The organism is Actinoplanes utahensis, from assembly GCF_016862455.1.
Taxonomy (GTDB): domain Bacteria; phylum Actinomycetota; class Actinomycetes; order Mycobacteriales; family Micromonosporaceae; genus Actinoplanes; species Actinoplanes utahensis.
The window spans coordinates 1-859 of sequence record NZ_BOMZ01000152.1; the positions used below are offsets into that span (position 1 = coordinate 1).

The following is an 859-nucleotide window of genomic DNA, read 5'->3' on the forward strand; positions in this document are numbered from 1 at the left end:
GGGGTATGGGAAGCAGCATCCGCCACAGCCCATCAAGGCGCAGTCGGCATGCAGTATGTCCATGCTCGATAGGGGGCGGCCTGTATGGCTTCGAAGAGGGTGAACTGCAGGAGGAAACGGCTGAGTGGCTCCTCTTCGAGGATCGTCTCCGGTTCCTCGGTGTAGGGATCCTCGGTGAACCACACGCGAGGATCCGCCTGGCCCGGTTCCTCCGGCGGCCACGGGATGGACCAGCCCATCCCGGCCCCGTCCGAGACGGCAAAGATCAGCCGGTCGCCGAGCGGTCCGGATGCACGCTTGGGCTCTTCCAGTACCGGGTCATGGAATCTGTGGAGCGCAGGACGGAGGCGTGCCAAGCGCTGGAAGGCGGCCAATGCCTCCGGAAGGTTGTCCCACTCGCCCGCTGAGCCGTCCATCTCGGCCGACGTGAGCTTCTCGGCAGGGAACCATCCAAGGACGAATGACTCCAAGGCCTTGATCGGATTCGTATCCACGTGGCCGACCCACTCCACCCCAGGCACCGGGCCGGGTACGGGGACGGGCCGGGCGGCGTCGAGAAACTCGCGAGCCAGTGGCTGGTCGAGTTCGAGCTCGGCGAAGTTGAAACTGGCGGGTTCCGATCTTCCGCCCCGACAGAAGGCGGTACCCAGGGGAAGGCAGCCCTGACCCAGGCGAACGAAGACGTGGATGGGCGGGCGGCTGGTACGGCTCATAAACCGTGAGTGGAGGTCCGGAACCGTGTCTCCGCGCAAAAGCACCTTGGTGGAGTCTTGGACGACGCTGACCCCGGGTCTGTCTCCGGATTCAATCACGACCACGGTTGCGTCCGCTCCGGCCCCCATCAGAGTCGTGCCCATCG

Annotated in this window: 1 protein-coding gene; it reads right to left on the reverse strand. The window is 65.3% G+C overall.

The genetic code is table 11. The annotated features are described in order from the left end of the window. Positions 1 to 32: 32 nt before the first annotated feature. A partial coding sequence (locus Aut01nite_RS43075) for a hypothetical protein (RefSeq protein WP_204037969.1) occupies positions 33 to 859 on the reverse strand: 827 nt, incomplete at its 5' end.